We start from the raw sequence: 25,081 nt of genomic DNA, 5'->3' as shown, positions 1-25,081 counted from the left end.
TCGAACTTCGACTTCGTCACGGCGTCGTTCACATTGATCGCCGGGAAGAGCAGGGCGCCGTCGCGGTGCATCTCGTAGAGGCGGTGGACGCCGGTGGTGGTCTCCTCGGTGACGCCCTTGATGCCGGCGGCGAGGGATGCCCAGTCGAGGGTGGAGTTCTGGAGGAGCTCCAGGATGATGCGGAACTCTTCGTTGTCGGCGGTCGAGGGGTCCGGGACGGCGCCGGCCTTCTGGTACTCGACGCCCTTGTGGACGAGGAGGGTGGCGTCGCCGCCGTCGTCCAGGATCATGTTGGGACCCTCGCCACCGGGCCAGGTCAGCGCCTGCTCGGTGCACCACCAGTACTCCTCCAGGGTCTCGCCCTTCCAGGCGAAGACCGGGATGCCGGCGGCCGCGATCGCCGCGGCGGCGTGGTCCTGGGTGGAGAAGATGTTGCAGGAGACCCAGCGGACGTCGGCACCGAGCGCGACCAGCGTCTCGATGAGGACCGCCGTCTGGACGGTCATGTGGAGCGAGCCGGTGATGCGGGCGCCGGCGAGGGGCTGGGCGGCCGCGTACTCGCGGCGGATCGCCATCAGGCCCGGCATCTCGTGCTCGGCGAGGGTGATCTCCTTGCGGCCGAATGCGGCCAGGGACAGGTCGGCGACCTTGAAATCGTGGGTGAGTTCGGGAGTGGGCATGTCGACTCCGATCGTCAGGCGGCTGCGGTGAGCAGGGAAGAGGGAGTGGTGGCAGAGGTCCGTCCGGGAACGAGATTGCGGTGGATCTCCACCGCGGCGGACGAGGTGTTGAGCGTGATGTAGTGCAGTCCGGGCGCGCCCTCGGCGAGCAGCCGCTCGCCCATCGCGGTCGCGTGCTCCACCCCGATCCGGTGCCCCTCCTCGGGACGGCCCTGGGCCGCTTCGAGGCGCCGGGCCAGAGCGGGCGGGAAAGTGGCGCTGCTCAGCTCGGCGAAGCGGCGGATCTGGTCGAAGCGGGTCGCCGGCATGATCTCCGGGATGATCGGGGTCTCGCAGCCGGCCGCCGCGACCCGGTCGCGAAGGCGGAGGTAGTCCTCCGGGTCGAAGAACATCTGCGTGATGGCGTAGTCCGCGCCCGCCCGGCACTTGGCGACGAAGTGCCGGATGTCGCTCTCCCAGTCGGTCGAGCGCGGATGCCGCTCGGGGAAGGCCGCGACACCGACGGTGAACGAGCCGGAATTCTTGAGCAGTTCGACCAGCTCGGCCGCGTAGGAGAGCCCCTCGGGGTGCGGAGTCCAGGCGCCCTGCGGGTCGCCCGGAGGGTCGCCGCGCAGAGCCAGGACGTCATGGATCCCGGCGTCGGCGTAACGGCCGATGATCCTGCGCAGCTCGGTGACCGAGTGCCCGACGGCGGTGAGGTGCGCGACGGGCCGCAGGGTGGTCTCGGTCAGGATCCGCTCGGTGATGGACACGGTGCGGTCGCGGGAGGAGCCGCCGGCGCCGTACGTCACGGAGACGAAGTCCGGGGCGAGGGCCTCCACGCGCCGGATGGCGTTCCAGAGGGTGCGCTCGCCCTTGTCGGTCTTCGGCGGGAAGAACTCGAACGAGAAGGTGGGGCTCACTGGCGCTGCCCTCCCGCGTTGAAGTAGCTCGCTTCGGGGTGGTGGACGACGAAGGCGTCGGTGGACTGCTCGGGGTGCAGCTGGTACTCCTCCGAGAGCGCGACCCCGATCCGCTCCGGCCGGAGCAGCTCGGCGATCTTCGCCCGGTCCTCCAGATCGGGGCACGCGGGATAGCCGAGGGAGTAGCGGCAGCCCTGGTACTCGGTCCGCAGGATGCCCTCCAGGCCGGCGGGGTCGGCATGGCCGATGCCCCATTCGGAGCGGACGCGGGCGTGCCAGTACTCGGCGAGAGCCTCCGCCAACTGCACGGACAGGCCATGGAGTTCGAGGTAGTCGCGGTAGGAGTCGGCGGCGAAGAGCTTGGCCGTCTCCTCGCCGATCCTCGATCCGACGGTGACGACCTGGAGAGCGATGACGTCCGTCTCCCCGGAGTCCTCCGGGCGGAAGTAGTCGGCGAGGCAGAGGCGCCGGCCGCGCTCCTGGCGGGGGAAGGAGAATCGGGTGCGCTCGCTGCCGTCCTCGTCGAGGACGATCAGGTCGTCGCCCTTGGACACGCAGGGGAAGTAGCCGTAGACCACGGCGGCTTCGAGGAGCCGGTCGGTCTGCAGCCGGTCCAGCCAGCCGCGCAGCCGTGCCCGGCCCTCCGACTCGATCAACTCCTTGTCCTTCAGCCCCCATTGGCCCTTGAACAGCGCACCTTCGTCCAGCCAGGAGGCGTACTCGGCCAGTTGGATGCCGGTGGCCACCTTCGTCCCCAGGAATGGCGGCTCGGGTACGGGGTTGTCGACGGCCACATCGGAGCGGCCCCCGGGCAGCGGAGCCTCGGCCCGCGGAGTCGCCGTCACCTTGGCCACCCGGCGCTGCTTGAGCGGCGGCAGTACGGCTCCGGGGACGCCCCGCTTGACGCCCATGAGGGCGTCCATGAGCCGCAGGCCCTCGAAGGCGTCGCGGGCGTAGCGGACCTCGCCGTCGTACAGCTCGTGGAGGTCCTGCTCGACATACGCCCTGGTCAGCGCCGCGCCGCCCAGGATCACCGGGAAGCGCTCGGCCAACCCTCGGCCGTTGAGCTCCTCCAGGTTCTCCTTCATGATCACGGTCGACTTCACCAACAGCCCCGACATCCCGATCACATCGGCGCGGTGCTCCTCGGCCGCCTCCAGGATCGCCGACACCGGCTGCTTGATCCCGATGTTGACCACGTTGTAGCCGTTGTTCGACAGGATGATGTCGACCAGGTTCTTGCCGATGTCGTGCACGTCGCCACGGACCGTGGCGAGCACGATCGTGCCCTTCCCGGCCTCCGCGTCGGACTTCTCCATGTGCGGCTCCAGATAGGCCACCGCCGTCTTCATCACCTCGGCCGACTGCAGCACGAACGGCAACTGCATCTGCCCCGAACCGAACAGCTCACCGACCGTCTTCATGCCGTCAAGCAGCACCTCGTTGACGATCTCCAACGCCGGCCGTCCGGCCAGCGCCGCGTCCAGATCCGCCTCCAGACCGTTCCGCTCCCCGTCGACGATCCGCCGCTTCAGCCGCTCCTCCAGCGGAAGCGCGAGCAGCTCCTCCGCCCTCGACGCCTTCGCCGAGGCGGAGCTGACGCCGTCGAAGAGGGCGAGCAGCCGTTCCAGGGGGTCGTAGCCGTCCCGCCGCCGGTCGTAGATCAGGTCCAGCGCGACCTCGCGCTGCTCCTCCGGGATCCGGGCCACCGGCAGGATCTTCGACGCGTGCACGATCGCCGAATCAAGCCCCGCCTTCACGCACTCGTCCAGGAAGACGGAGTTCAGGACGGCGCGCGCGGCCGGGTTCAGACCGAACGAGATATTGGAGAGCCCCAGCGTCGTCTGCACCTCCGGGTGCCGGCGCTTCAGCTCGCGGATCGCCTCGATCGTGGCGATGCCGTCGCCCCGCGACTCCTCCTGGCCCGTTCCCAGCGTGAACGTCAGGCAGTCCACCAGGATCGAGGACTCCTCGATCCCATATGCGCCCGTCAGATCGGCGATGAGCCGCTCCGCGATCGCGACCTTCTTCTCCGCCGTCCGCGCCTGGCCCTCCTCGTCGATCGTCAGCGCGATCAGCGCGGCGCCGTGCTCGCGGGCCAGGGACGCGATCCGCCCGAAGCGGGTGTCGGGTCCGTCGCCGTCCTCGTAGTTGACCGAGTTGAGCACCGCCCGGCCGCCCAGCATCTCCAGGCCCGCCCGCAGCACCTCCGGTTCCGTCGAGTCGAGGACGATCGGCAGCGTGGAGGCGGTGGCGAGGCGGCCCGCGAGCTCCCGCATGTCGGCGACACCGTCACGGCCCACGTAGTCCACGCACAGATCGAGCAGGTGGGAGCCGTCCCGGATCTGGTCCCGGGCGATCTCCACGCACGCCTGCCAGTCGCCGGCGAGCATCGCCTCGCGGAACTTCTTCGAGCCGTTGGCGTTCGTCCGCTCGCCGATGGCCAGATACGAGGTGTCCTGCCGGAACGGCACCGCCTGGTACAGCGACCCGGCCGCCGCCTCCGGCCGCGGTGTGCGCGGCGCCAGGGCCCGGCCCCGTACCCGCTCCACCACCGCGCGCAGGTGCTCCGGGGTCGTACCGCAGCAGCCGCCCACGAGCGCGATGCCGTACTCGCGGGTGAAGGTGTCGTGGGCGTCGGCGAGTTCCTCCGGCGACAGCGGGTAGTGGGCGCCGTCCTTGCCGAGCACCGGGAGACCGGCGTTCGGCATGCACGACAGGCCCACCCCGGCGTGCCGGGCGAGATGGCGCAGATGCTCGCTCATCTCGGCCGGCCCGGTGGCGCAGTTGAGTCCGATGAAGTCCACGCCCAGCGGCTCGAGTGCCGTCAGCGCCGCCCCGATCTCGGAGCCGAGCAGCATCGTGCCCGTCGTCTCCACCGTCACCTGGGCGAAGACCGGCAGGTCAAGCCCTCCCGCCTCGGCCAGGGCCTGCTTGCAGCCGAGGACCGCGGCCTTGGTCTGGAGCAGATCCTGCGAGGTCTCGACGAGCAGGGCGTCCGCGCCGCCCGCGATGAGGCCGGCCGCGTTCTGCCGGTAGCCCTCGCGGAGCACGTCGAAGGTGGTGTGGCCGAGCGTGGGCAGCTTGGTGCCGGGGCCGATCGAGCCGAGCACCCAGCGCGTCCGCCCGTCCCGCGCCGTGCACGCGTCCGCGGCCTCGCGGGCGATCCGGGCGCCGGCCTCGGACAGTTCGGCGATCCGTTCCGTGATCCCGTACTCGCCGAGCGCCGCGTGGTTGGCGCCGAAGGTGTTGGTCTCCACGCAGTCGACGCCGACCGCGAAGTAGGCCTCGTGGACCGACCGTACGATGTCCGGCCGGGTCACGTTCAGGATCTCGTTGCAGCCCTCCAGGTGCTGGAAGTCCGCGGGGCTCGGGTCCTGGGCCTGGAGCATGGTGCCCATCGCTCCGTCGGCCACCACGACCCGGGTGGCCAGGGCCTCGCGCAGGGCCTCCGGTGCGCGTCCCATCAGCCGCCCACCTCCGCGGATCCGACCGGTGCCGTGCCTCCGCCGATCCCCGTGAGGCCCGGGGCGATCTCCGCGGCCGCCTCCGGGCCGTACGCGGCGGCCAGCCGATCGCGCAACGTCTGCGCCGACAGCGGGTACTCCTGGGTGCCGACCGACTCCAGGACGGTGGTCGCCAGGGCGCAGCCGAGGCGGGCCGCGCGTTCGAGCGGCCAGTCGCGGGCGATGCCGGCGAGGAACCCGGCCCGGAAGGCGTCGCCGACGCCCGTCGGGTCGGCGACCGAGGCCGCGGGGACGGCGGGCACGGTGAGCACGGGCTGTCCGGCGCGCCCGATGGCGACGCCGTCGCCGGCGAGCGTGGTGACCCACGTCCCGACCCGGGCCAGGACCTCCGCCTCGCTCCAGCCGGTCTTCTCCAACAGCAGCGCCGTCTCGTACTCGTTGGTGAACAGGAACCGCGCCCCGTCGACGAGTTCGCGCACCTGCTCGCCGTCGAGCCGGGCCAGCTGCTGCGACGGGTCGGCGGCGAAGGGCACCCCGAGCTCGCGACACGTACGGGCGTGCCGCAGCATCGCCTCGGGGTCGTCCGGGGAGACGAGCACCAGGTCGAGGCGCCCGGTGCGGGCGAGGACGTCCCGCAGGTCGATCTCGCGGGCCTCGGCCATCGCCCCGGCGTAGAAGGTGGCGATCTGGTTCTGGTCCAGGTCGGTGGTACAGACGAACCGGGCGGTGTGGAGCGACTCGCTGACGCGCACCGAGTCGGTGTCCACGCCGTGCTGCTTCAGCCACACCTGATAGTCGGCGAAGTCGAGGCCGGCCGCGCCGACCAGGACGGGCGCGAGCCCGAGCCGGGCCAGGCCGAAGGCGATGTTGGCCGCGACCCCGCCCCGCCGTACCTCCATGGTGTCGGCGAGGAAGGACAGCGAGACGGTCTCCAGGCGGTCGGCGAGCAACTGGTCGGCGAACCGGCCGGGGAAGGTGAGCAGATGGTCGGTGGCGATCGAGCCGGTGACAGCGATACGCACCGGGCTACCTCCAGTCGGGGAAGGAACGGGCGGAGTGTGGTGGCGGGGCGTCCGGTCAGACGGCGGCGCGGGCCGCGGCGGCCAGCTTCTGGGCGCGGTCGGTGCGCTCCCAGGTGAACTCCGGCAGCTCGCGGCCGAAGTGCCCGTACGCGGCGGTCTTCGCGTAGATCGGCCGCTTCAGGTCCAGATCGCGGATGATCGCGGCCGGGCGGAGGTCGAACACCTCCAGGACGGCCCGCTGGATACGCCTCAGCGGCACGCTCTCGGTGCCGAAGGTCTCGACGAAGAGGCCGACCGGCTCGGCCTTGCCGATGGCGTACGCGACCTGCACCTCGCAGCGCTTCGCGAGCCCGGCCGCCACCACGTTCTTGGCCACCCAGCGCATGGCGTAGGCAGCCGAACGGTCGACCTTCGACGGGTCCTTGCCGGAGAACGCGCCGCCGCCGTGCCGCGCCATGCCGCCGTACGTGTCGACGATGATCTTCCGGCCGGTGAGCCCCGCGTCGCCCATCGGCCCGCCGATCTCGAACCGCCCGGTCGGGTTCACCAGCAGGCGGTAGCCCTCCGTCTCGATCGACAGGTCCCGCAGCACCGGCTCCACCACCAGCTCGCGGACATCGGGGGCGAGCAGCGAGTCCAGGCCGATGCCCGGCGCGTGCTGCGAGGACACCACGACCGTGTCGAGGCGCACGGCGCGGTCGCCGTCGTACTCGATCGTCACCTGCGTCTTCCCGTCCGGGCGCAGATACGGCAGCGTGCCCTCGTGCCGCACCTCGGCGAGGCGCCGGGAGAGCCGGTGCGCGAGGGAGATCGGCAGCGGCATCAGCTCGGGCGTGTCGTCACAGGCGTAACCGAACATCAGGCCCTGGTCGCCGGCGCCCTGGGCGGCCAGCTCGTCGCCCTCGCCCTCGACCCGGGACTCGTACGCCGTGTCGACGCCCTGCGCGATGTCCGGCGACTGCGCGCCGATGGACACCGACACACCGCACGAGGCGCCGTCGAAGCCCTTCGCGGAGGAGTCGTAACCGATGTCGAGGACGGTCTCGCGGACCAGGCTCGCGATGTCGGCGTACGCGGCGGTGGTGACCTCGCCGGCCACGTGCACCTGACCGGTGGTGATCAGGGTCTCCACGGCGACCCGCGAGGCGGGGTCCTGGGCGAGCAGGGCGTCCAGGATCGTGTCGCTGATCCGGTCGGCGATCTTGTCGGGGTGGCCCTCGGTGACCGACTCCGAGGTGAACAGACGACGTGTCACGGCAGAAGCTCCTTGGGTGTCGGGAATCTCGGGAAGCTCGGGATCAGTGGGCGGGGACGTCGGCGGCGGGCCGGAGCCGGTGCACGACCCGCGTGAGCCGCATCTCGCCGCCGGTGCGGTACGGCTGGAGGCGCCGCCGGTTGTCGACGTGCGCGGCGCTCGTCTCGAACGCGCGGAAGGCGGGCTCGTCGGTCCAGTCGGTGATGACCCAGTAGACGCCGGTGTCCTCGACGTCCCGGATCAGCGTCTGGCCGAGGTTCGCGGGCTCGGCGGCGATCCGCCGGCCGATGTCGAGCCAGGTGCTCTCGAACTCCCGCTCCGTGCCGGGGCGGATCTCCATCCTGAGCAGCACCCGGAAGGGCGGGCGCGGCCCGGCGCCGTGGTCGTCCATGGCGAACTCCTCGCTCGGTACGGTTGAGGTGCGCCCAGGCGGGGCACTCGGTGTCCGGGCACCGTTCCAACACCGCATCGAGGAAGGCTCAAGACCGGAGCCAGCCCGTGTCCCTCACCAGCCTCACCAGCCTCACCAACCGAGCACCTGATCCCCCCGCCGGAACGTGCCGCTCGGGCCGCCGTCCGGCAGCAGCGCGGCGTCCGCGACGTCCACCGCGGCCTCCTCGGCGCTGCGCCGCCCGCCCGGCATCATCCGGGTCCGGGTCGGGCCCGGGTTGACGGCGTTGACCAGGACGCCGGTGTCCTGCGTGGCGCTCGCGAGCAGCTGCGTGAGCCCGTTGAGGCCCGCCTTGGACACCGCGTACCCGGGACTTCCGGTGAACAGCCCGTTGCTGAACGAGCCGGTGCCGCTGGACACGAACACCACCCGGCCCCACCCGCGTTCGACCATCGCGGGCACGAAGGCCTGCGCCACCCGCCACGAGCCGAGCAGATTCACCTCCAGAGTCCGCTCCACCACCTCCACCGGCACGGACAGCGGATCGCCGGCGCCGTCCTCCAAGAGCACCCCGGCGTTGCCGACCAGGACGTCCACCGGGCCGACGGCGGCCCTGGCCCGCGCGATGCTCTCCGGATCCGTCACATCGAGCGCGCAGCCCCGCGCGCCCCGGCCGAGCTCACGGGCGGTGTCGGCCGCGGCGCGGGCGTCGCGGGCGGTCACCACCACCCGCAGTCCCCGGCCGAGCAGTTCGGCGGCCACCGCCCGGCCGAGCCCGCGGTTGGCCCCGGTGACGAGTGCCACGCGCCGATCCGTCATCACATCTCTCCCCTCGGGTCGCTCAATCTCCCCGAAGACTGCCGCCGGCGGCTCGACTGCCACTGGTGCCAGGGGGAGTCGGTCAAAGGAGAGCGCCCCTGGGCTCCGGGCTCCAGCGGGCTTCGAGGCGGGTCATGAACCATCCACGCGTCCCGTCATCAGAAGAAAGGACTTCGTCGGTGACGACTCACACTTCCCTTTCGGATGCGTCCAGCCCCGAGGGTCTCATCCGGCTCGGTACCGCCTTCTGCGACGCCAAGATCCTGCTCAGCGCGCTGGAGCTGGACCTCTTCTCGACGCTCGCCGCGAAGCCCCGCACGCTCCCGGAGCTGTCCGACGCCCTCGGTCTGCACCCGCGCGGCGCCCGCGACTTCGTCACGGCGCTCGTCACGCTCGGCGTCCTGGAGGCGGACGGTGAGCTCTTCCGCAACAGCCCGGCCGCCGACCGTTTCCTGGACCGCGGCAAGAAGTCGTACGCCGGCGGCTTCCTGGAGCGCGCCAACTCCATGCTCTACCCCGCCTGGACCCACCTCACCGACGCCCTGCGCACCGGCGAGCCCCAGGTGAAGGGCAAGGACGGCGACATCGTGGCGCAGATGGCCGACAGCCGTGAGCACCTCGACCAGTTCCTCACCATGATGGACTCCCTCAACAGCCAGGTCGCGCCCAAGCTGGCCGCCGCCTTCGACTGGGCGTCCCGCACCGACTTCGTCGACGTCGGCGGCGCCCGCGGCAACCTCTCCGCGCTGCTCATCGACCGGCACCCGCACCTGACGGCCCGGGTCTTCGACCTGCCGCACGTCGCGCCCGCCTTCGACGACCACATGAAGCGGCTCGGCACCCAGGACCGGATCTCCTTCACCGGCGGCGACTTCTTCGCCGACCCGATGCCCTCCGGCCAGGTCCTCGTCATGGGCCACGTCCTGCACAACTGGTCCGCCGAGCAGCGCCTCGGCCTGATCCGCAAGGCCTACGAGGCGGTCGAGCCGGGCGGCGCGCTGCTCGTCTACGACCGGATGGTCGACGAGCGCCCCGCCGACCTGGTCAACCTCCTCATCAGCCTCGACATGCTGCTCGTCACCCACGGCGGCTCCGAGTACTCCGTCGAGGAGTGCCGCGGCTGGATGACCGAAGTGGGCTTCGCCCGCACCGAGGCGAAGGTGCTCAGCAACACCGACTCGCTGGTCATCGGCCACAAGGAAGGGTGAGCCCGCCATGCGACTGGGGATCAACCTCGTTCCCGAGGACTGCGCCCGCACCGCGCAGGAGGCCGAGCGGCTCGGCTTCGACGTCGCCGCGGCCCCCGAAGGCTTCCGCTCCGACGCGATCTCGGTGCTCGGCTGGGTGGCCGCGCGGACCAGCCGGATCGGTCTGCTGTCCACGGTCATCCAGATCCCGGCGCGGACCCCGGTCGCCATGGCGCTCGCGGCGGCGACCCTCGACGGCCTGTCCGGCGGCCGGTTCCGGCTCGGCCTCGGCATCTCCAACAGCCATGTCACCGAGGGCTGGCACGGCACCCCGTTCGCCCGGCCGCTGGCCAGGACCCGGGAGTACGTGGAGGTCGTGCGCCGCACCCTGGCGCAGGAACCGGTGACGTACGAGGGCCGGCACTTCGCCCTGCCGCTGCCGGGCAGCGACGCCGGCCCGTTCCGGCACCCGGGCCCGGTCCGCGCCGACCTGCCGGTCTACCTGGCGGCGGTCGGCACCCGCAGCCTGGAGCTGACCGGCGAGATCGCCGACGGCTGGGTGGGCGTGTTCTGCACGCCCGACCACGCCAAGCGCGCCCTCGACGCGATCGGCACCGGCCGCCGCCGGGCGGGCCGGGACCTGGCCGGCTTCGACGCCTTCCTGTCCGCCCCGGCGGCGGTCGGCGACGACGTCGAGGCCGCCGCCGCGCCGATCCGGCCGTACGTCGCCCGCTTCATGAGCCTCGGCGACCGGGAGAGCAACTTCTACTTCCGGCTCGCCACCCAGCTCGGCTACGGGAAGGCCGCCGAGGAGGTGCAGGACCGGTTCGTGTCCGGCGACGCGGCCGGGGCGGCGGAGGCCGTGCCGCTGGAGTTCATCGACTCCACCTCGCTCCTCGGCACGCCCGCCCGGATCGCCCGCAAGCTCACCGAGTACGCGGCCGCCGGGGTCACCACCCTCGGCATCTCGCCGTACGCGGACACCACGGAGGCGCGGATCGCCGTCATGGAGACGGTGGCCCGGGCCCACCGCGAGGCCGGTCTCCCGGTCAGTTCCGCGGTGGGGGAGGGGTGAGGCGTCCGATGCGCGTGCTGTTCGTCAGCTGGGCCTGGCCGACCCACTTCTACCCCATGGTGCCGCTGGCCTGGGCGCTCCGGGCGGCCGGCCACGAGGTACGGGTGGCCGCCCCGCCCGGCCTCGCCGCCCAGGTCACCGCCGCCGGACTGCCGTACGCGCCGGTCGGGCACGAGCTCGACGCGGTGGCCCGGATCCGCGACTACATCCCGGGCCGGAACCCCGGCCCGGCGGGGCGCGGGCCGCGTGCGGTCACGCTCTTCGCCGAGCTCGCCGAGGCGATGGCGGACGACCTCGTGGCGTTCGCCCGGGCCTGGCGCCCCGATCTGGTGGTGCACGAGCCCACCGCGTACGCCGGACCGCTCGCGGCCGCCGCCTCGGGGGCCCGGGCCGTACGGCTGCCCTGGGGCGCCGACCTGATGCACCGGCAGGCCACCCAGGAGGCCGAGGAGCACGCGCTCGCCCCGCTGTTCGCGCGCTTCGGCCTGTGCGGCCCGGAGGCCGCGGACGTCCTCGGGGCGCTCACCGTGGACCTGTGCCCGCCGGCGATGCAGGTGCCCGAGGAGTCCCGGCCGGGCCCGCTCGACCGGCTGCCGATGCGCTACGTGCCGTACAACGGCGCCGGCCGGATCCCCGTGCCGCTGCCGCCCGCGGAGCGCCGGCGGCCCCGGGTCTGTGTCACCTGGGGCACCACGGTCGGCCGCCTCGACCCCTCGATGATGCTCGCCGGCGAGGTCGTCGCCGCCCTCGACGCGCTCGACGTCGGGATCGTGGTGGCCGTCGCGGCCGAGCAGCGCCCGCTGCTCGGCGCACTGCCCGCCCGCGCCAAGGTCCTGGAGTCGGTGCCGCTGCACTGCGTCCTTCCGCACTGCGACCTGGTCGTCGCCCACGGCGGCGCCGGCACCATCCTGACCGGCCTCGCCGCCGGGCTTCCGCAGCTCGTCGTGCCGCAGCTGATCGACCACGGCTTCAACGCCCAGCGGTTCACCGCCACCGGCGCCGGACTCTCGCTCACCCGCGACGAGGCCCACCCGGAGGGCCTGCGGGCCGCCGTCCGCGCCCTCCTCGACGAGCCCGCGTACCGCAAGGCCGCCGAGGAGATCCGCGACGACAACACCCGCCGGCCGACCCCGGCGCGGGTGGCCGAACAACTGGCGGAGTTCGTGGAGTCGACCGAAGGAGGCCGGCCGTGCTGATCGGCGTCGGACTGCCCGCCACCGTCCCCGGCGCCGCGGGGGAGCGGATCACCGACTGGGCCCGGCGGGCCGAGCAGCACGGCTTCGCCACCCTCGGTGTGCTCGACCGCCTCGTCTACGACAACTACGACCCGCTGATCGCCCTCACCGCGGCCGCCGCCGTCACCCACCGGATCGGCCTCGCCACCACGGTGCTCACCGCCCCGTACCGCAACAACACCCCGCTGCTCGCCAAGCAGCTCGCCTCCCTCGACCGGGTCGCCGGCGGGCGCCTCACCCTGGGACTCGCCGCCGGCAACCGCGACGACGACTTCACCGTCTCCGGCGTCGACCCGGCGGCGCGCGGCAAGCTCCTCGACACGATGCTCGCCGAACTGCGGGACATCTGGGGCGGCGCGGGACCGAGCGGCCTCGGCCCCGCCCCGCAGGGGGAGCTGCCGCTGATCCTCGGCGGCACCTCCCCGGCCGCCTTCCGCCGGGCCGCGCAGTACGGGCGTGGCTGGATCGCCGGCGGCAGCTCGCCCAGCGGCTACCGGGCCAACGCCGACCGGGTCGAGGCCGCCTGGCAGCGGCACGGGCGCACCGGCCGCCCGCATCTGATGACCCTGCTCTACTTCTCGCTCGGCCCGCGCGCCGAGACCCTGGCCCAGCGCTATCTCACCGACTACTACGCCTTCTCGGGCCGCGCCGAGTCGATCGTCACCATGGCGCTCACCGAACCGTCCCGGCTGCGGGCGGCGGTGACGGCCTATCAGGACGAGGGCTGCGCCGAGATCGTCTTCATGCCCTGCGACGCAGAACCCGACCAGCTCGACCGCCTCGCCGACGCCGTGCTGTAGGCCTCGTCCCAGGTGCCGCCGGGCGACCACCCGCCCCACCGGACGCCGTTCCGCTCGCGGAGCGGCGTCCGTCGTGCTGACCACGCTCCCAAGGAGGACCCATGACCGCCGAGAGCACCGCCGCGAGCCCCAGCGCCACTGAGCGCTCTGCCCAGTGCCCCGCCGAGAGCGGCTCGGCCACGTGCCCCCAGCTGTCCTTCCCGCTGCCCGTGCCCGACCCGCTGGAGCCCGCCCCCGCCTACGCCGAGCTGCGCGGCACCGAGCCCGTCGCTCCCGTGACGCTGCCGACCGGGCACCGGGCCTGGCTGGTGACCCGTTACGAGCACGTACGGCAGGTGCTCGCCGACCCGCGGTTCAGCAAGGCGGCGCTGACCGAGCCCGACGCGCCCCGGCTGCTGCCGGTCGCCAAGGGCTCCAAGTCGCTGTTCACCATGGACCCGCCCGAGCACACGCGCCTTCGCAAGCTGGTCGCCCGGGCCTTCACCGCCCGGCACATCGAGCGGATGCGCCCGCACGTCCAGGAGATCACCGGCCGGCTGCTCGACACCATGGCCGCCGGCGGCGCCCCCGCCGATCTGATCGCCCACCTCGCCCAGCCGCTGCCGATCACCGTCATCTGCGAACTGCTCGGCGTGCCGCTCGCCGACCAGGACCGGTTCCGGGTCTGGTCGGACGTGATGCTGTCGATCTCGGCGCACTCGCCGGACGCGGTGATGGAGGCCCGGCGCGGACTCAACGGCTATCTCGGCGAGCTGATCGCGGCCAAGGCGAAGGAGCCCGCCGACGATCTGCTCACCCATCTCATCGAGGCCCGCGAGGAGGACGGCGACCGGCTCTCCGAGGAGGAGCTGCTGGCCTTCGGCCACACCCTGCTCGTGGCCGGCTACCACGCCACCACCGGCGAGCTGGTCGGCGCGCTGATCACCCTGCTGCGCGACCCTGAGCTGTGGGCGCGCCTGGTCGCCGACCGCTCGCTGGTGCCGGGCGCCGTGGAGGAGCTGCTCCGCTTCTCGGTGGCGGGCGGCGGCGCCGGCGCCATGCGCATCGCGAAGGAGGACGTCGAGCTCGGCGGGGCGGTGATCCGCAAGGGCGACGCGGTGCTTCCGGCGATCACCTCGGCCAACCGCGACGAGGAGGTCTTCGAGCGGCCCGAGCGGGTCGACCTGACCCGGCAGAACAACCCGCACCTCACCTTCGGGCACGGCCTGCACCACTGCCTGGGCGCCCAGCTCGGCCGGATGGAGCTGCAACTGGCCCTGGAGGGCCTGCTCGACCGCTTCCCCGCGTTGCGCCTCGCGGTGCCCACCGACGAGCTGCGCTGGGTGTCGGGGATGGCCTTCCGCCGGCCGGCGGAGCTCCCGGTCGCCTGGTGACACGACCCCACCCGGCAGTGCCCGTACGACACGAGGAAGCTCCCCCGTCCCGGCCCGGACGGGGGAGCTTCCTCATGTCGTACGGCTGAGGCTCAGACCGCCAGGTCGAGCCCGTACGCCGCGATCCACTCGTCGAGGTGCAGCGCCATGTCGATCTCGATCCGGGTCAGCCCGGCCGCGGCCGTCGCGTCCCGGCGCACGTCCTCGACGATCGTCGGGTTGAGCAGCGGCAGGACCGCCGAGTCCCCGCCGGCCACCAGCTTGGCGAACCGCTCCTGGACGTAACGGTCGTAGGCGGCGTCGTTGGAGATCGGATAGCCGGTCTTCGGCCGGTTGAGCACCGCCTCCGGCAGCAGGTCCTTCGCCGCCGCCCGCAGCAGGCTCTTCCACTGCCCGTCGAAGGTCTTGAACTCGAACGGCGCGTTGAACACGTAGTCCTGCAGCCGGTGGTCGCAGAACGGCACCCGCACCTCCAGACCGACGGCCATGCTGAGCCGGTCCTTGCGGTCGAGCAGGGTGCGCATGAAGCGGGTCAGGAAGAAGTACGTCGACTCCCGGAACTGCCGGGCCCGGCCGCTCTCCCCGGGCATCCGCGGCACCGCGGCCGCGGCCTGCCGGTACTGGTCCGCCTGGTGGCCGCGGACGTCGACCCGGGTGGTGACCGGGCCGAACAGGGCCGGCATGCCGAGGTTGTGCGCCAGGCTCCACGGCAGGGTGCCCGGCTGCCCGTACTCGGGGTGGTGGAACCACGGATAGCCGCCGAACAGCTCGTCCGCCGACTCGCCGGTCAGCGCCACCGTCGACTGACCGCGGATCGCCCGGAAGAGGAGATACAGCGAGATGTCCATGGAACCGGGGCCCGCGATGAGCACCGGCCAGTCGAGCGCGTGGACCACCGCCCGGCGGGTCGGGGCGTCGATCATCTCCGTGTTGCCGAGCAGGATGTGCCGGTGGTCGGCGCCGACGTGGTCGACGACCTGCCGGACGTACGGCGAGTCCGCCGTCGGATGGGTCAGGTCCGGCTCGAAGTTGTCGAGGTAGCCGACGAAGTCCACGTCGAACGAACGGACCTTGCCGCTGCCGTCCTTCTCCTTGGCGTGTGCGGCGAGCGCGGTCAGCGTGGACGAGTCGAGCCCGCCCGACAGCATCGTGCACAGCGGCACGTCGGAGACGATCTGCCGGGTGACGATGTCCTCGAGCAGCTCGCGCACCGTACGGATGGTGGTGGGCAGGTCGTCCGGGTGCTCGTGCGCCTCCAACTGCCAGTAGCGGCGCAGCCGGTGCCCGTCGCGGGAGACCCGCAGCACATGCCCCGGGGCCAGCTCCGGCATCCCGGAGATCACCCCGGCGCCCGGCGCCTTCACCCCGCCGAACAGCTCGCGAAGCCCGTCCGCGTCGATGGTGCGGCTCGCCCGCGGATGGGCCAGGATCGCCTTCGGCTCCGAGCCGAAGAGCACCCCGCCGCCCGGAAGCAGCTGGTAGTACAGCGGCTTGATGCCGACCCGGTCGCGCACCAGGAGCAGTTCCTCGCTGCGCGCGTCCCAGATCGCGAAGGCGAACATGCCGTTCAGCCGGTCGACGAAGGACTCGCCCCACTCCAGATAGGAGCGCAGCACCACCTCGGTGTCGCTGCGGGTCCGGAAGCGGTGCCCCTTGAGGACGAGTTCCTCCCGCAGCTCACGGAAGTTGTACACCTCGCCCGCGTACGTGAGGGCGGCCTGCACCCGGCCGCCCTCCTCGGCGACCATGGGCTGCGCCCCGCCCTCCAGGTCGATGATGGCGAGCCTGCGATGGCCCAGTGCGGCGTGCGGAGCGATCCACACGTCGCCGGCGTCGGGGCCGCGCATGGTCATGGTCGTCGTCATCTCCCGGACGACGGCGGCCTCCTGACGCAGATCGGCTGTGAAGTCCACCCAGCCGGCGATGCCACACATGCCAGCACTCTCCTTCGCTTCGTCCCGGCCGGGGGCCGGTCAGCCGTCGACACCGAACCGGGTGCCGACCGCCGTGGACTGGACTTCCATCAGGACCTTGCCGCCGGCGTCGAGGGCCTGCCCCGTGCCGGTCGAGGTGAACGTGCCGTCCGCGCCGAACCGGCCCGTGTGCCGGATCCGCAGCTCGCTGAGCAGACCGCCGTCGGCGTCGGAGCGCAGGCCCCGCGTCACGTACACGAAGGAGCCGTCGTCGGCCCACTCCCAGGTGCCGATGCCGGTGTGGGTGTGCCGGTGGGTCTGCAGGATCAGCTGTCCGTCGGCGCCGAACGAGTAGTGCGCGTGCTCGACGTCCGGTACGCCCTCGATGGTGACGACCACCGACCAGCTGCCGACCGGCGAGGGCCGCCGGTTCCCGTGGCGGTGTCCGGGCCCCTGTTCGTGCGCCGCGGCGGCGGCCGGGGCGGCGGCGCCGACGGCGAGCGCCGAACCGAGGAAGCCGGCCCTTCTGAGCAGGGAACGGCGGGTGCTGCGCTGGGGATTCATGGGCGTACCTCTCTCGGTTCCGGTGGTCGTACGGCCGCCTCCGGGGCGGCGGTGTCGACCGGCCGGCCGGTCGACAGGTCGGTCAGGGTGATCGCCTCGGCCGGGCAGGCCTCCACGACGTCGATCAGCTCCGGGTCGGGGTCCACGGGGCCGGCCGCCGGCCGGGTGCGGTGGTCCTCGCCCACGGAGAAGTACCGGGGCGCCGCCGCGGCGCAGATCCCGCTGCGGCGGCAGGTCTTCTGCACGGTGATCCGCCACTGCTCGCTCATCGCCGCCCCCGGGTCACCAGGTCACCGGCAGGTTGACGAGCGCGCGGGCGGTGAGCCCGGTCTTCCAGGTCAGCCAGTCGGCCGGCACCGCGAGCTTCAGGGTGTCCGGCAGCCGCTCGATCAGCGTGCGCAGCGCGATCTGCATCTCCAGGCGGGCGAGCTGGGCGCCCAGGCAGTGGTGGATGCCGTAGCCGAAGGAGAGGTGCACGTTCGGGGTGCGCTCGACGTCGAAGCGGTCCGGGTCGGCGAAGACCTCGGCGTCGTGGTTGGCGGAGCCCAGCGAGGCGATCACGGCCTCGCCCTTCCGGATCCCGGTCTCGCCGATCGTCAGGTCCTCGGTGGCGACCCGCAGCTGGGTGCCGGTGAAGACGAACGGGTTGAACCGCAGCAGCTCCTCGACCGCGCCCGGGATCAGCTCCGGCTTCTTGCGCAGCAGTGCCAGCTGGTCGGGGTGGTGGAGGAGGGTGAAGAGCGCGGTGCTCAGCGAGTTGGCGGTGGACTGGTGCCCGACCGTCATGATGATCATCGCGAAGTCGAGCAGCTCGTCCTCGGACAGCTGCTGCCCCTCGTCCCGGGCGTGCACGAGCACGCTCAGCAGGTCGTCAGCGGGCTCCTCGCGGCGCTGCTCGATCAGTCCGCGGAGGTAGCCGATGATCTCGCCGCGGGCCTCCTTGACCTCCTCGACGCTGTGCCCGCCGAGGCTGAAGATGACCTCGCTCCAGGCGTGCAGCCGGTCCACGTGCTCGTACGGCACGCCGAGCAGCTCGAAGATCACCTTGATGGGCAGGCTGAGCGCGTAGCAGGACATCAGGTCGACCGGCCGCGGCGCGACCAGGACGAGCCGGATCTGCTCCTCGGCCAGCTGCTCGACCCGGGGGCGCAGCGCCTCGACCCGGCGGGCGGTGAACGCCTGCATCACCAGGCGGCGCAGCCGCGAGTGGTCCGGGGCGTCCATGCCGAGGATGGTCTTCGGGCCGGGGGTGGTGTTGCCCATCCGGGGCGCGTCCGGCGCCTCGGCGGCGGCCCGGCTGAGCCGCGGGTCGACCAGGGCGGCGCGCACGTCCGCGTAACGCGTCAGGAGCCAGGCCCGGTCGCCGGTGGGAAGGGTCACCCGGGCCACCGGAGCCTGCTCGCGCAGCCGGCGGAACTCCTCCGGCGGCTCGAACGTGTCCGGCGCCGGGAAGGGGAAGGCCGGCGGTGCCTCGTCGATCGACATCGGAATCCCTTCGGGGTGGTGCGCGGATCGGTGTGGTGCGCGGGGGTGGTGCAGGGAGATGCACGCGCAGGCAGCCCCTCCGCCGCGGGATCGCGGAGGCGCCGCCCGTGACGCGTGGGCTGTGAGAAGCGGCCTTACTTCTTGCGGCCGATCACGAGGATGTCGTTGGTGTCGAGCAGCTCGGCGGAGGTCTCCGCGAAGCCGGCCTCCGTCATCCAGGCACGGCAGTCGTCGACCCGGTACTCGGAGCCGCCGTGCGTGACGACCAGCATGGTGAGGCTGGTCAGCAGGTTGTTCAGCGGGCTGAGCTCGTCGTCCAGCATGGGGTCGTAGACGAGCAGGGTGCCGCCCGGCTTCAGGGCGTCGAACGCCGACTTGATGAGCTGCTTGCGGCGCTCCGGCGACCAGTCCTCCAGGACGTGCCCGATGATGACGACGTCCGCCTCCGGGACCGGGTCGGCGAAGAAGTCGCCGCCGTGGAAGGCGATCTTGTCCTTGAGGCCGAGGCCGCCGATGTGGTCCTCGTACGCCGGCTCGACGGCCGGCAGGTCGAACACGGTGGCCTTCAGGTGCGGGTGGGCGTCGATCAGCGTCGCGGCCAGGTTGCCCCGGGCGCCGCCGACGTCCGTGACGGTCTTGACCTTGCTCCAGTCGTACGCCTTGGCGAGCTCCGGGCCGACCGCCCAGTTGAGCGCGTCCATCATGGCGACGAAGTCCCGCATCTGCTCCTCGGAGCGGTACAGGTGCTTGAACATGTTGTCGTCGCCGTGGCCCTCGATCTGGGACTCACCGCTCTTCAGCGACTCGGTGAAGCCGCCCCAGGCGCCGTAGAGCACGCTGTTCGAGCGGCTGAGGAAGCGTCCCACGTACGTCCGCCGGCCCTTGACCAGGTGGGTGTCGGCCGCCTTGGTGTTGCCGTAACGCCCGTCCTCCCGCGCCAGCAGGCCCAGCTTGACCAGGGCGTTGAGGAACTCGCGGGCACCGCGCTCGTGGAGCCCGAGCTTGCCGCGGATCTCCTCCTCGGTGGCCGGCCCGCTGTCGCTCAGCACGGTGAACAGGTCGAGCTCGTTCGCGGTGAGCAGGATCTTCGCGCTGCCGAACGCCATGCCGAGCTGGATGATGCCGTTCAGGTCCAGTGATCCCTGCTCTTCACGGGTCTTGGTCATGCGCCGGTTCCTTTCAGGTGGTTCCGGTGGTGTCGAGGCCGCGCCCGGTCTGGTGAGCACGCCCGGTGAACTATCCGGACCGGACCTCAATCCGAACTGGATTCCCGATGGACCGGCGCTCGCGGCGCCGTGGCCCGCGTCTCGCGACCGGTGTTCGAGGGAGCGTCCCGGCCGCTCAAGTGACACTCCAGTCGCGATCTCCAAGCTGGGGTGCGGTGCCCGCGTGTGCGCGAGCGGGCCTGACGTGTCGACACCGGCGCACCGCCGGAAAGGACGGGAGTTGCCATGGAACTCGGCCTGAAGGACAAGGTCGTACTGATCACCGGCGGCAGCGGCGGCCTGGGCCGCCCGCTCGCCCGCGCCTTCGCCGACGAGGGCGCCAAGGTCGCGCTCACCTATCTCAGCCGGGTGGAGAACGCCAGGGCCGTGGCCGCCGAGATAGCGGAGGTCGGCGGCGAGGCGCTGCCGGTCCGCCTCGATCTGACCGACGCGGACTCCGTGCGCGCCGCGGTCGCGGAGGTACGGGACGCGTGGGGCGGCATCGACGCCCTGGTGGTCAACGCCTCGGCGTCCGGCGGCCCCAGCCCGCACGCGCCCGCCTTCGACGAGATCCCGGCCGAGCGGTGGCTGCCGCCGCTGCGCGCCGAGGTCGAGGGCGCCTTCCACACCGTGCAGGCGACCCTGCCGGCGATGAAGCCGCGCGGCGGCGGCCGGATCGTGTTCATGTCGGCGGCCATCGTGCAGCGCGGGCTGAAGGGCGCGGAGGGGTACGCGGCGAGCAAGTCGGCCCTGCACGGCCTGAGCCGCACCCTGGGCACCGAGCTGTTCGAGCACGGCATCCTCTCCAACTGCGTCGCGCCGGGCCCGGTGGTCACGGAGGGGCTCCTGGAGAAGCTGCCCGAGGAGGTACGCGACCGGGTCGCCGGCCTCGACGCCGAGGGGGCCCGCGCCGCGCTCAACAAGGCGATGCCCTTCCTGCACTTCTCCACGGTCGCGGACGTCGTCAACACCACGCTCTTCCTGGCCTCCCCGGCCAACGGCAACATCACCGGCAACGTCGTCTACGTCGACGGCGGGCACTGATGACGCCGGGGAGCCGGGAAGCGGCGTTCAGCCCGCTGCGCGAACTGCAGACCCTGCAGCCCTTCCAGTGGTCGGCCGGCCTGGTCGCCCGCGGCATGGCCGAACTGCGGATCGCCGACGCGCTCGGCGACGGCCGGCGCACCACGGAGCAGATCGCGGAGGCGATCCGCGCCCACGGGCCCAGCCTGGAGCGCTTCCTGCGGGTCTGCGAGCTGCACCGCCTGGTCACGCCGGCCGCCGACACCGCGGACGGAGATGTACGGCTCTGGGAGCTCACCCCGGCGGGGCACCTGCTCCGCTCCGACGTGCCGTCCCTGCGCGGCTTCAGCATCGCCGTCAACGCGCCCGGCATGACCCGCCCCTGGGAGCTGGTCGCCGACGTGGTCCGCACCGGCTGCCCGGCCACCCGGACCGTGTGGGGCATGGACCACTGGGAGTACTACGCCGCGCACCCCGACGAGGCCCGCAGCTACGCCGAGACCTGCGCCTCGCTCTCCGTCGAGGCCGCCGAGGCGCTGGTCGCCAGCGTCCCGCTCGCGGGGGAGCGGGAGATCGTGGACGTCGGCGGCAGCCCCGGCACCGTGCTCGCCCGGGTGCTCCGGGAGGTCCCCGAGGCGCACGGCGTGCTGCTCGACCTGCCGTGGGCGATCGGCTACGCCCGCGAGACCTTCGAGCAGGCCGGTCTGACCGGCCGGGTGGACCTGGTGCCCGGCGACTTCCGGGCCGAGGTCCCGGCCGGGGGCAGCCTCTATCTGCTCAAGAACGTGCTGTGCGACCTCGACGACGAGGCCGCCGCCCAGCTGCTCGCGCACTGCGCCAAGGCGGCGGAGCCGGGCAGCCGGCTCGTGCTGCTCGACTGGGAGTACACCGAGCACTCCTCCCACGTGCACGCCAACGACGTGGAGTTCATGGTGCTCACCGGCGGCCGGGCGCGCACCGAGGACGAGTACCGGCGGCTGCTCGCCGCCGCGGGCTTCGAGGACTGCCGCCGGCTGCCGCTGGCCGGCCACGAGCGGGCCCCCATCGCACTGATCGAATCCGTCCGGGCCTGACAGGGCACCGGTGAGTCAAGGTGGTTGAGGATGTCGGCTGAACTGACACAGGACAGGACCGGCGACCGGTCCGACGACCGGGCGGACGACCGGGTGGAGGCCTGCGAGGGCGCGCCCGTGATCGGCCCGCCGCCCGCGCAGGCGGTGGCGGAGCTCGGCTGGGGCATGTGGGCGAGCGCCGTGGTACAGGCCGCGGCCCAGCTGAAGCTCGCGGACGCGGTCGGCGACGAGCCGGCCACGGTCGAGGAGATCGCCGCCGCCGTCGGCGCGGACGTCCCCGCGCTGAAGCGCCTGATGCGGGCCCTGGTGGGCTTCCGCATCTTCCGGCAGGCGGCGCCCGGGAGTTACGCGCACACCCCGATGTCGCGGGCGATGCGCTCGGACGCGCCGGGCTCGGTCACGGACATCATGCTGACCGGCTCGCACTGGGGCTGGGAGATGTGGGGCAAGCTCGCCGAGAGCGTGCGTACGGGCGGCTGCGCCTTCCAGGAGACGTACGGCAAGGACCTGTTCACGTACTTCCACGAGGACGACAACGCGGCCGGCGAGACCTGCCTGAAGGGGTACGCGGCGCAGTCCCGGGCCATGAACCCGGGCGTGGTCGCGGCCCTCGACCTGGCGGGCGTGGACACCCTGTGCGACGTCGGCGGCGGCCACGGCAGCCTGCTGAAGTCGCTGCTCGAAGGCAATCCGAGCGTCAAGGGCGTGCTTTTCGACCGTCCGCACGCCATCTCGGCGGCGCTGCCCGAGCTGCGCGCGGGGGGTGCGCTGGGCGACCGGACCGAACTGGTGACCGGCGACTGCTTCGAGGGGGTGCCGGAGGCGGACGTGTACGTCATCCGCCAGGTGCTGCACATGTGGGACGACGACGCCTGCCACACGGTGCTCGCCAACTGCCTCAAGGCGGGCCGCCCGGGCGGCCGGGTGGTGCTCCTGGAGCAGCTGGTGGCCGATCCGCCGGAGACGCCCTGGGACGCCCTGATGGACCTGCACATGCTGCTCGTCATGGGCGGCTGGGAGCGTACGGCCGAGGAGTACGGGGCGATGTTCGAGCGCGCCGGACTCGAGTACGCCGGGGTCGTGCCGAGCGGCACTCCGCTGCGCCTGGTGGTCGGCCGAATACCCGGGTGACGGGGCGGCGGCTGGTGCGTACGCTCGTTACGCACCAGCCCGCAACCGCCCCCGCCCCAGGCTCACTTGGCGGCGGCCGCCCGCTTGGAGCCCTTGGCGGCGCTCTTGCCGGCCCGGAGCTTCACCGCCTCTTCGTGGGTGATCGGCGCGGCCGACCGGACGAAGTCGAGGACCGTTTCCAGCTCGCTCTCGGTGAACCGCTCGCACAGCTCGGCAAGGGAGCTGCCGAGCGATTCGAACAGTGGGAAGACCTTCGCCTCCAGGTTGGGCATCGGCGTGACGAGGACACGCCGACGGTCCTTCGGATCCCGATCGCGACGCACGTGGCCGGCCGCCTCCAGGCGGTCGATGACCCCGGTGATGGCTCCGGTGGTCACCCCGTTCTCCTCGGCCAGCTGCCCGGCCGCCATCGGGCCGCGGGCCACCAGCGCCCCGAGACAGTTCAGGTCGAGGACGCTCAGCCCGAGGCGGTCGGCGACCGCCTGGTGGAAGAGCACCGACTGGCTCACCAGACCTCGCAGCTCCTGATCCACGGCCGCGGCCAGTTGTGCGCGTTCCGCACGTTCCGCGCTTGACATACGTCCCGTCCTTCCAGTTACCTTGCCTCATCGTTATCTCAGCAACTAAGATAACGAGTCGAAGAGACTCCTGCCTAGTAAGCATCCGAGTTGCTGATTGTCTTGGTCAGTCTAGATCAAAGAGAGGTGCACCATGTCGAACCCGTCCGCGGCTGCCCCGCCCGTCGAGGGGGACCCGAAGCGCAAGGTCGCACTGATCGTGGTGCTCTTCGCCGCGTTCATGGACCTGCTCGACTCCACGATCGTCAACGTCGCCATCCCGTCGATCCAGGCCGACCTCACCACCGGATACGCCACCGTGCAGTGGGTGGTCGCCGGCTACCTGCTCTCCTTCGCCGTCCTGCTGATCCTCGGCGGCCGGCTCGGAGACATGTACGGCCGCAAGAAGCTCTTCCTGACCGGCGTCGCCGGCTTCACCGTCGCCTCCGCGCTGTGCGGCTTCGCCGGCAGCCCGGAGATGCTGGTCGCCGCCCGGGTGCTGCAGGGCGCCATGGCCGCGCTCATGGTGCCGCAGGTGCTCTCCATCATCACCGCCGCCTTCCCGCCCAAGGAGCGCGGCGCGGCCCTCGGCGCCTTCGGCGGCGTGGCCGGTCTCGCCACCGTCGGCGGACCGATCATCGGCGCCCTGCTCATCGACGCCGACCTGTTCGGCCAGGGCTGGCGCATGGTCTTCCTGATCAACCTGCCGGTCGGCATCCTGCTGTTCCTCGCGGCCTCCGCCGTCATCCGCGAGTCGCGCTCCACCGAGTCGATCAAGCTGGACGTCACGGGCACCCTGCTGCTCACCGTCGGGCTCCTGCTGCTGCTCGTCCCGCTCGTCCAGGGCCGCGAGCTCGACTGGCCGCTGTGGACCTTCGTCTCGATGATCGCCTCGGTGCCGGTGCTCGCGATCTTCTGGGCCCACCAGCGCCGCCTCGGCGACGCGGGCCGGCCCGGCCTGATCGTGCCCTCGATGTTCCGCAGCCGCTCCTTCACCGCCGGCATCGTCGCCAACACGGTGTTCTTCGCGGTCACCATCGGCCACTTCCTGATCTTCATCCTCTTCCTGCAGAACGGCCTCGGCTTCTCCGCCCTGCGGGCCGGCCTCACCGGAGTGCCCTGGTCCTTCGGCGTCAGCTTCGGAGCGGCCTTCTCCGCCACCGTCCTCACCGCCAAGCTGGGCCGCAAGGTCATGGTCATCGGCGCGGTCCTGCTCGCCACCGGCCTCGCCGGCATCGCCCTCACCATCCAGCTGCGCGGCGCCGAGATCGGCTCCTGGTCGCTGCTCCCGACGCTCCTCGTCGGCGGCCTCGGCATGGGCATGATCATCGCGCCGATCCTGGACTTCATCCTGACCGACGTCCCGCCGGAGCACGCCGGCGCCGGATCCGGCGTGGTCAACGCCTTCCAGCAGGTCGGCGGCGCCCTCGGCATCGCGGTCATCGGCGCCCTCTTCATCGGCTTCCTCGGCACCGGCGCCGACACCGCCGCCAAGGACGCCGGCGGCCAGCTGCGCACCGCACTCGTCCAGACCCACGTCTCCCCGGCCGACCAGGCCAGGCTGACGGAGACCTTCCAGACCTGCTTCACCGAGCGCACCAAGTCCAAGGACCCGACCGTCGAGCCCGCCAGCTGCGCGCCGCTGACCCAGGTCACCGACCCGCAGGCCGGCGCCGCCATCGGCGCGGCCGCCAAGGACGCCCGCCGCGAGGTCTTCTCCTCCGCCCTGCAGCGCACGATCCTCGCCCAGATCGGCCTGACCGCCCTGGTCCTGCTCCTGGTGCTGCTCCTGCCCAAGCAGGCCAAGCACCACGACGAGGCCTGGGAGGAGACCGCGGAGCCCGGCACCGAGCCCGCCGGCCCCGGCGTGGCGGAGCCCCGCACCGCCTGAGCCCGACCCGTACGACCCGAGCACAGCCCGTAC

Annotated in this window: 22 protein-coding genes; 9 read left to right on the top strand and 13 right to left on the bottom strand. The window is 72.3% G+C overall.

The genetic code is table 11. From position 1 onward, the window contains the following. The 7 genes from KV205_RS33700 to KV205_RS33670 all read right to left on the bottom strand — a co-directional run. The coding region (locus KV205_RS33700) for an adenosylhomocysteinase (protein ID WP_265868744.1) at nucleotides 1-680 on the bottom strand (680 nt) is incomplete at its 3' end. A 14-nt stretch (nucleotides 681-694) separates the two neighbouring features. Further along, a complete protein-coding gene (gene metF / locus KV205_RS33695; protein ID WP_265868743.1) occupies nucleotides 695-1,582 on the bottom strand; it encodes a methylenetetrahydrofolate reductase [NAD(P)H] in 888 nt (295 codons plus the stop codon). Then, on the bottom strand, nucleotides 1,579-5,049 hold the full coding sequence (gene metH, locus KV205_RS33690) for a methionine synthase (protein ID WP_265868742.1): 3,471 nt from the start codon (nucleotides 5,047-5,049) through the stop codon (nucleotides 1,579-1,581). The genes metF and metH overlap by 4 nt, the downstream gene beginning before the upstream one ends. Next, nucleotides 5,049-6,071, bottom strand: a complete 1,023-nt coding sequence (locus tag KV205_RS33685) for a carbohydrate kinase family protein (protein WP_265868741.1) — start codon at nucleotides 6,069-6,071, stop codon at nucleotides 5,049-5,051. The genes metH and KV205_RS33685 overlap by 1 nt, the downstream gene beginning before the upstream one ends. Before the next feature lie 55 nt (nucleotides 6,072-6,126). Then, nucleotides 6,127-7,326, bottom strand: a complete 1,200-nt coding sequence (gene metK / locus KV205_RS33680; RefSeq protein WP_265868740.1) for a methionine adenosyltransferase — start codon at nucleotides 7,324-7,326, stop codon at nucleotides 6,127-6,129. Between the two features lie 43 nt (nucleotides 7,327-7,369). Continuing rightward, complete coding sequence (locus tag KV205_RS33675; RefSeq protein ID WP_265868739.1) at nucleotides 7,370-7,717, bottom strand: antibiotic biosynthesis monooxygenase family protein; 348 nt, start codon at nucleotides 7,715-7,717, stop codon at nucleotides 7,370-7,372. 132 nt (nucleotides 7,718-7,849) lie between these two features. Next, nucleotides 7,850-8,521 carry an SDR family NAD(P)-dependent oxidoreductase gene (locus KV205_RS33670; protein WP_265868738.1) on the bottom strand — a complete coding sequence of 224 codons (672 nt, stop codon included), beginning with the start codon at nucleotides 8,519-8,521 and terminating at the stop codon, nucleotides 7,850-7,852. A 194-nt stretch (nucleotides 8,522-8,715) separates the two neighbouring features. Between KV205_RS33670 and KV205_RS33665 the strand changes: the two genes are divergently transcribed. From KV205_RS33665 to KV205_RS33645, 5 genes are all read left to right on the top strand, one after another. Beyond that, the gene (locus tag KV205_RS33665) at nucleotides 8,716-9,744 is read left to right on the top strand and encodes a methyltransferase (protein WP_265868737.1); all 1,029 of its coding nucleotides are present in this window, start codon (nucleotides 8,716-8,718) and stop codon (nucleotides 9,742-9,744) included. A gap of 7 nt (nucleotides 9,745-9,751) precedes the next feature. Further along, entirely contained in the window at nucleotides 9,752-10,798 is a 1,047-nt protein-coding gene (locus KV205_RS33660) for an LLM class flavin-dependent oxidoreductase (RefSeq protein WP_265868736.1), read from the top strand. An 8-nt stretch (nucleotides 10,799-10,806) separates the two neighbouring features. Then, complete coding sequence (locus KV205_RS33655) at nucleotides 10,807-11,994, top strand: nucleotide disphospho-sugar-binding domain-containing protein (RefSeq protein ID WP_265868735.1); 1,188 nt, start codon at nucleotides 10,807-10,809, stop codon at nucleotides 11,992-11,994. Next, nucleotides 11,988-12,833 carry an LLM class flavin-dependent oxidoreductase gene (locus KV205_RS33650; protein ID WP_265868733.1) on the top strand — a complete coding sequence of 282 codons (846 nt, stop codon included), beginning with the start codon at nucleotides 11,988-11,990 and terminating at the stop codon, nucleotides 12,831-12,833. Before KV205_RS33655 ends, KV205_RS33650 begins: the two co-directional genes overlap by 7 nt. 101 nt (nucleotides 12,834-12,934) lie before the next feature. After that, nucleotides 12,935-14,206 (top strand): cytochrome P450, encoded by a 1,272-nt coding sequence (locus KV205_RS33645; protein ID WP_265868732.1) that lies wholly within the window; start codon nucleotides 12,935-12,937, stop codon nucleotides 14,204-14,206. Nucleotides 14,207-14,298: 92 nt separating this feature from the next. On the opposite strand, the gene asnB is transcribed toward KV205_RS33645, so the two are convergent. The 5 genes from asnB to KV205_RS33620 all read right to left on the bottom strand — a co-directional run bounded on the left by asnB (nucleotide 14,299) and on the right by KV205_RS33620 (nucleotide 19,334). Beyond that, on the bottom strand, nucleotides 14,299-16,140 hold the full coding sequence (asnB, locus tag KV205_RS33640) for an asparagine synthase (glutamine-hydrolyzing) (RefSeq protein WP_265868731.1): 1,842 nt from the start codon (nucleotides 16,138-16,140) through the stop codon (nucleotides 14,299-14,301). A gap of 39 nt (nucleotides 16,141-16,179) precedes the next feature. After that, complete coding sequence (locus KV205_RS33635; RefSeq protein ID WP_265868730.1) at nucleotides 16,180-16,683, bottom strand: hypothetical protein; 504 nt, start codon at nucleotides 16,681-16,683, stop codon at nucleotides 16,180-16,182. Continuing rightward, nucleotides 16,680-16,952, bottom strand: a complete 273-nt coding sequence (locus tag KV205_RS33630) for a ferredoxin (RefSeq protein WP_265868729.1) — start codon at nucleotides 16,950-16,952, stop codon at nucleotides 16,680-16,682. The genes KV205_RS33635 and KV205_RS33630 overlap by 4 nt, the downstream gene beginning before the upstream one ends. Before the next feature lie 13 nt (nucleotides 16,953-16,965). Continuing rightward, nucleotides 16,966-18,168 (bottom strand): cytochrome P450, encoded by a 1,203-nt coding sequence (locus tag KV205_RS33625; protein WP_265868728.1) that lies wholly within the window; start codon nucleotides 18,166-18,168, stop codon nucleotides 16,966-16,968. Nucleotides 18,169-18,302: 134 nt separating this feature from the next. After that, nucleotides 18,303-19,334 (bottom strand): methyltransferase, encoded by a 1,032-nt coding sequence (locus tag KV205_RS33620; protein ID WP_265868727.1) that lies wholly within the window; start codon nucleotides 19,332-19,334, stop codon nucleotides 18,303-18,305. Between the two features lie 285 nt (nucleotides 19,335-19,619). Between KV205_RS33620 and KV205_RS33615 the strand changes: the two genes are divergently transcribed. From KV205_RS33615 to KV205_RS33605, 3 genes are read left to right on the top strand one after another with little or no spacing between them, the layout of a single operon-like run. After that, a complete protein-coding gene (locus KV205_RS33615; protein ID WP_265868726.1) occupies nucleotides 19,620-20,417 on the top strand; it encodes an SDR family NAD(P)-dependent oxidoreductase in 798 nt (265 codons plus the stop codon). Then, on the top strand, nucleotides 20,417-21,469 hold the full coding sequence (locus KV205_RS33610) for a methyltransferase (RefSeq protein WP_265868725.1): 1,053 nt from the start codon (nucleotides 20,417-20,419) through the stop codon (nucleotides 21,467-21,469). The genes KV205_RS33615 and KV205_RS33610 overlap by 1 nt, the downstream gene beginning before the upstream one ends. 30 nt (nucleotides 21,470-21,499) lie before the next feature. After that, on the top strand, nucleotides 21,500-22,600 hold the full coding sequence (locus tag KV205_RS33605; RefSeq protein WP_265868724.1) for a methyltransferase: 1,101 nt from the start codon (nucleotides 21,500-21,502) through the stop codon (nucleotides 22,598-22,600). A gap of 62 nt (nucleotides 22,601-22,662) precedes the next feature. On the opposite strand, the gene KV205_RS33600 is transcribed toward KV205_RS33605, so the two are convergent. After that, the gene (locus tag KV205_RS33600; protein WP_265868722.1) at nucleotides 22,663-23,178 is read right to left on the bottom strand and encodes a MarR family winged helix-turn-helix transcriptional regulator; all 516 of its coding nucleotides are present in this window, start codon (nucleotides 23,176-23,178) and stop codon (nucleotides 22,663-22,665) included. A gap of 133 nt (nucleotides 23,179-23,311) precedes the next feature. Between KV205_RS33600 and KV205_RS33595 the strand changes: the two genes are divergently transcribed. Then, nucleotides 23,312-25,048, top strand: a complete 1,737-nt coding sequence (locus KV205_RS33595) for an MFS transporter (protein ID WP_265868721.1) — start codon at nucleotides 23,312-23,314, stop codon at nucleotides 25,046-25,048. Nucleotides 25,049-25,081 lie beyond the last annotated feature (33 nt).

It is taken from the genome of Streptomyces sp. SKN60 (assembly GCF_026236535.1).
Classification (GTDB): domain Bacteria; phylum Actinomycetota; class Actinomycetes; order Streptomycetales; family Streptomycetaceae; genus Streptomyces.
The sequence above is the reverse complement of the archived record's forward strand: the minus strand, read 5'-3'. Positions and strand labels throughout refer to the sequence as shown.